5 protein-coding genes and 1 tRNA gene are annotated in these 5,339 nt (G+C 60.1%); 3 read left to right on the top strand and 3 right to left on the bottom strand.

Translation table 11 applies throughout. The annotated features are described in order from the left end of the window. Window positions 1-109: 109 nt before the first annotated feature. From ACX80E_RS16995 to ACX80E_RS16985, 3 genes are all read right to left on the bottom strand, one after another. Window positions 110-186: transfer RNA gene (locus ACX80E_RS16995), tRNA-Pro, on the bottom strand. Window positions 187-319: 133 nt separating this feature from the next. Further along, window positions 320-1,270: a metallophosphoesterase gene (locus tag ACX80E_RS16990; RefSeq protein WP_459303243.1), complete on the bottom strand. Its 951-nt coding sequence runs from the start codon at window positions 1,268-1,270 to the stop codon at window positions 320-322. A gap of 12 nt (window positions 1,271-1,282) precedes the next feature. Next, window positions 1,283-3,520 carry a transglycosylase domain-containing protein gene (locus tag ACX80E_RS16985; protein WP_459303242.1) on the bottom strand — a complete coding sequence of 746 codons (2,238 nt, stop codon included), beginning with the start codon at window positions 3,518-3,520 and terminating at the stop codon, window positions 1,283-1,285. Window positions 3,521-3,556: 36 nt separating this feature from the next. Here ACX80E_RS16985 and ACX80E_RS16980 point away from each other — a divergent pair, with 36 nt between their 5' ends. The 3 genes from ACX80E_RS16980 to ACX80E_RS16970 are packed head-to-tail and all read left to right on the top strand — an operon-like array spanning window position 3,557 to window position 5,122. Further along, window positions 3,557-3,712, top strand: a complete 156-nt coding sequence (locus ACX80E_RS16980) for a DUF4177 domain-containing protein (RefSeq protein WP_165788018.1) — start codon at window positions 3,557-3,559, stop codon at window positions 3,710-3,712. 2 nt (window positions 3,713-3,714) lie between these two features. Continuing rightward, the gene (locus ACX80E_RS16975) at window positions 3,715-4,200 is read left to right on the top strand and encodes a RidA family protein (RefSeq protein WP_459303241.1); all 486 of its coding nucleotides are present in this window, start codon (window positions 3,715-3,717) and stop codon (window positions 4,198-4,200) included. Between the two features lie 22 nt (window positions 4,201-4,222). Continuing rightward, window positions 4,223-5,122, top strand: coding sequence for an NUDIX hydrolase (locus ACX80E_RS16970; RefSeq protein WP_459303240.1), 900 nt, complete (start codon window positions 4,223-4,225; stop codon window positions 5,120-5,122). Window positions 5,123-5,339: the final 217 nt, after the last annotated feature.

The following is a 5,339-nucleotide window of genomic DNA, read 5'->3' as shown; positions in this document are numbered from 1 at the left end:
CAAGCAAAAGCTACCAACCCAAAAAATAACAAAAGCCCCCTCCCGAAGGAGAGAGCTTTTGTCACCTATGTCCCGCTACATCAGTCAACGATGTCGCGACACATCACAGTGGTCGGGGTGACAGGATTTGAACCTGCGGCCTCGTCGTCCCGAACGACGCGCGCTACCAAGCTGCGCCACACCCCGATCCGCTACTTCCTTCGACCTGTGAAGGTCTGAAAAAGCAACCTCTCAAGAATAGCGGACAGGGGCCGTGATCGCGAAATCGCATGCCCGGGTCGAACGAAACGACGCGGCTCAGGACAAGGGTTGCGCGCGGCTACTCCTTGGCGGTCAGCGTCAGGACAACAGCTTCGGGGCGGCAGGCGAAGCGGAAGGGCGCCGTGCGGGCCGTGCCAATGCCGGCTGTGACGTTGACGGGGCTGGTCAAGCCGTGGGCGTCCCAGTCGTTGAGACCTTTGGCGCGCCACGTGGGGAGGTCGCAATTGGTGACCAAGGCGCCGTATCCGGGCAAGCAAACCTGTCCGCCATGGGTGTGTCCGGCCAAGATCAGGTCGGCTCCTTCGCCGGTGAAATGGTCCAAGACCCGTTGATACGGGGCGTGGACCACAGCAATCTTTACGTGCGGGGCAGCGTCCTGGTTCGCTGATCCCTGTGGCCAACCGGCGTAGCGTTCGCGATTGAGGTGCGGGTCATCCACGCCGCTGAAGTCGAAACGAATACCGTTGAACGGGAGGGACTGCGCCCTGTTGGTCAGATCGACCCAACCGCCCAGACCGAAACCCGTATGGAGGGTCTCGGTGTCCAGGGCGATGGGCGTACGCCTTTTACCAGCAGGCAGCTTAGACGGCCCAGCGAGGTAGGCCAGCGGATTCCTGAACGTTGACGCAAAGTAGTCATTGGAGCCGGGGACAAAGACACCGGGAAAGTCCATGAGAGGACCCAGCGCGGCCAAGAGCGGGGCAATGGCCGCAGGATGGCTGAGGTTATCGCCGGTGTTGACCACTAGGTCAGGTTGAATGGAGGCGAGTTCTCGCAACCACCGCGTCTTCTTGTGCTGGCCGGGGGAGAGATGAATATCTGAAATGTGCAGCACGGTGAAAGGCGCTGACCCGGCAGGCAGAATGGCAAGCCGCTCTTCCCGGATAACAAACCAGTTGCGTTCAATCAAGGCGCCGTAGGCCACGGCGCCGACGCCCGCGGCAACGGCAAACCCCGCCGCAGCTCCCCATGGTGAGAGGCTGGGCGAGGCCTGTCGTGTGCGTGACATGAAAGCCGCTCTCTAGTCTTTCTTGTCTTTTTTGTCGGACTTGTCATCTGCCGACTTGTCCGGGTCGCCGGCGTCTGGCTTCGCCGGCGTATCTTCCTTGGGGGCAACGATCACAGGCGAATCAACCATGCTGGCTGGCGGGGGAGTAAAACCGCTCACATCAAAGCCGCCAGCAACCTGGTTCATGTAACCCTGCCACGCTTTGCCAGCAAAGGTGGCGCCATCGACGTAGGGTACGCGCTGGTTGGCGATCAACAGGCCGTTGGAGGAGCGGGCACCCAGATCCGGGTTGCCAATCCACGATGCGGTGGCGAGGCCCTTGGTGTAGCCCACAGTCCACGTCTGCTCAGAATCATTCGTTGTGCCTGTCTTGGCTCCGGCTTCGTACTGAAGCGGGATTCGGTAGCCCGAACCGCGCACCAGAACCTCCTGCAAAACACTGGTGACGCCGGCGGCAACTTCGGGCTTGATGGATTGTTTGCAGTTGGCCGAGGGTACCTTGAACTTGTCACCCTTGGCATTGGTGACGGACACCAGGGCGATGGGATCGCAGTGGACGCCGCCGGCGCTGAACGTGGCAAACGAATTTGCCATGATCATGGGAGAAACGGGCCGGGCACCGAGCAGGTTGCTCAGGGAAGACATGTCATACGGCTTTTTGGGGTCCTTACCGTCATGCACGCCGGTGGCGGTCATCATTTTCTGGATGTTGCAGAAGTCCAATTGCGACGCCGTTGCAAAGGTGGCCGTGTTCAAGGAGTTGTACAGACCCTCACGGGCCGTAAGTCTCTGATAGAAGTTGTTTTCGGCGTTTCGCAAGTCCTTGTCGGCCGCGGGGTCACTGGAGTCGTAGGCGCCTGAAACAGTTCCACAGGAGTTCTGCCAGGGGAAACCGAACGGATACCTCTGGACCGAGGCGTCAACGCTCTCATTGATCTTGTGTCCGGAATTGAGCCATTCTGCAAACGTGAACGGTTTCATGGTTGAACCGGTGGCAAAACCGCCGGCCCCACCGAGCTCATTGCCTTGGGCGTCAAACATGTCAACGTTGAAGTTGTAAACATTGCTCCACTGGCCTTCAGGCGCCGCAAGCTTCGTGTTTTGTGCCATGGAGAGGATCTTGCCGGTGCCTGGCTGCACCGAAACCATCGACTGGCCAACCTTGTCGGGGTTGTTGTCCATGGGCAGGAAATTGTTGATCTGACCTTGGGCAGCATCCTGCAACTTCGGATCCAATGTCGTCTTGACAGTCAGCCCACCCTGCTTGAGGAGCTTGAGTCGATCCTCTTTGGTCTTACCGTAGGCAGGATCGTTCATGAACAAGTTGGTGACATAGTCACAGAAGTACTCGCCACGGACTGCGGTTGTACAGCCATTGCGGCTGTCCTGGAGTTTCAAACCAATTTTTGCCTTGACGGCATCGTCATGCTGCTTCTGATCGATCATGCCTTGATCCAGCATGTTGGCCAGCACCAGGTTGCGGCGAGAGACGGCGGCCTCGGGGTTGGCCAAGGGGTCGTACACCGTGGGGCTGTTCACCACACCGGCCAGGAGCGCCGACTGCGGCAAGGTGAGGTCCTTGGCATGGACACCAAAGTACGAGTAGGCGGCAGATTCGATGCCGAAGTTGCCGTTGGCAAAGAACACCCAGTTCAGGTAGCCCTGCAGGATTTCATCCTTGGAGTATTTTTTCTCCATGGAGATGGCGAGCTTAATCTCGCGAACCTTTTCACCAACACCCTTGTCGGAGCCGAGCTTGATCTTGTCAGTTTCGCCGTCGGCAGCATACGTCTGGATGATGACGTTGTTGACATACTGCTGGGTGATGGTGGAGGCACCTTGTCGGCCACCGCCCTTCGCCATGGCTGCCACGGCACGGATCAGGCCGCGCGTGTCAATGCCTCCGTGCTCGTAGTAGCGGGCGTCCTCAACAGCGATCACGGCGTTCTTCATGAACGGCGAGATGTTCTTCAGCGCCACTTCCGTGCGGTTCTGGTCATAGAAAGTGGCCAACACGGAGCCGTCGGAGGCAACAATTTTCGAGGACTGGGCCGGGGTGCCGACCTCCATCTCATCCGGAAGATCATCGAAAAATGAGATGGATGAGGTGGTGGTTGTGCCCGCCAGCGCTACCGCCGGAACCATGAGTCCTGCTACCAGGACGCCACAAATAGTGCTGACGCCAAGGAAGGCGACTAATTTCCCGAGGGTTGTGGCGGTATCGAAAATGGGGTGTTTATTTGCAGCCATTTTCCCAGTTTACCGGCAGGGGATACGCTTTGATGTATGACCAAATGGGAGTACTCCACGATTCCACTGATTATCCACAACACCAAGGCGATCTTGGACAGCTGGGGTGACGACGGCTGGGAGCTTGTCCAGGTTGTCCCCGGGCCCGACGGCAGGGGCTTGGTGGCCTACCTTAAACGAGAGAAGGCGTAGCCGTGGAAACCGCAGCAAGTCAAGGATCCGCGCGCATTGAGGCCCGCCTGGCCGAGTTGGGTTTAACCCTTCCCCCGGTGGCGCCTCCTGTGGCGGTCTATGTACCAGCGGTCATCTCTGGCAACCACGTTTACACCTCCGGGCAGCTGCCTTTTATTGGCGGCAAACTCACAGCTACGGGCAAAGTCGGTGCCGAAGTTTCAGCTGAGGACGCAAAAGTCATGGCCGCCACCTGCGCCATCAACGCCATTGCGGCGCTCAAAAGCGTCATTGGCGATCTTGACCGAGTGACTCGCATCGTCAAAGTCGTCGGCTTTGTTGCCTCGGACCCTTCCTTCACGGGCCAGCCGGGCGTTATCAACGGCGCCTCCGAACTTCTGGGCGACGTGTTTGGCGACGCCGGAGTTCACGCACGTTCCGCCGTCGGAGTTTCCGTTTTGCCTTTGGATTCTCCCGTTGAGGTTGAGCTGATTGCCGAATTCCAGTAGCAGTCCAGTGGGCGCGCGGCCCATGGGTAAACGTTGTTTCCCGCTAAGTGCAGATCAGCGGGAAGCTGCGCAGACGTGGGTGGAATTTGGTGGGCGCACACTGAGTAAGCCACGGTCGGCGTCGTCGGTGGTGCTGTTGAAGGACAGCCCGACCGGGTTGCGAACGTTTCTGACGTACCGCCCCGGGGGTTCTCCGCTGGGTGCTGTTGCTTTCCCCGGTGGCACCGTTGAGGCCGCGGACGACGACGTCACCGACTGGGAGGGCCCCTCACCGACAATGTGGGCCAAGAGCCTGGGTACAGCGGATATTGGCCTGGCCAAGCGCCACGTGGTGGCTGCCATTCGGGAAACGTTCGAAGAGACGGGCATCTTGCTGGCTGGTCCGGACGCATCGAGTCTGGTGGAAAACAATTCCGGTCCCGAATGGATGCGTGCGCGCGAGTCCATTGCTGGGCAGGAGACCACCTTTGCCACCTTGCTGGAACGGTACGGATTGGCAGTCCGGACGGATTTGCTCAAGCCGCTCAGCCATTGGTTGAGCCCGGATTTTGCGCACAGGCGCTTTGATACGCGCTACTTTGCCGCCGCCATGCCGATCAATCAGCAGCCGTCACTGCTCACCAGCAAGGGTGTGTGGGGGCGGTGGGCCAGTGCTGCGGATATTTTGGCGCAGCGCACAACCACAGCCTTGGGTGATGAAGTGGCGCAGCCGCGCACCGTCGGGCTGACATTGGGGGAGCTGACGGTTCCCGGGGTGGAAATCATCCTTGAGAAAATCGCTGCTGCGCGCGGGTGCATTGCGTACTTGAATCACAAACGCCCCATCAACGAATACCAGCCCCGTCTTATTGGCGACGGGCCTGAAACGTTTTGCCTTGAAGTCTTCACGGCCTCCGAAGGCGGGGCCTGCCGCGAGCGGTAGCCGCTGGTGACGATCGGGCTGACCTTAGCCGCGAGATGCATGGTTACACACAACTTCTTGCGGCTAAGGTCAGCACTCGCGTCCACGCGCTGTTCCCTCGCACAAAAGCACCGGCCCGGGGGGGGGCCAGGGGGGGGGGGGGGGGGGGGGGGGTGTGGGGGGTGGGGGGGGGGGGGGGGGGGGGGGGGGGGGGGGGGGGGGGGAGGAAGAGAGGGGG

Source organism: Arthrobacter sp. TMN-49, from assembly GCF_054511095.1.
The sequence above is the reverse complement of the archived record's forward strand: the minus strand, read 5'-3'. Positions and strand labels throughout refer to the sequence as shown.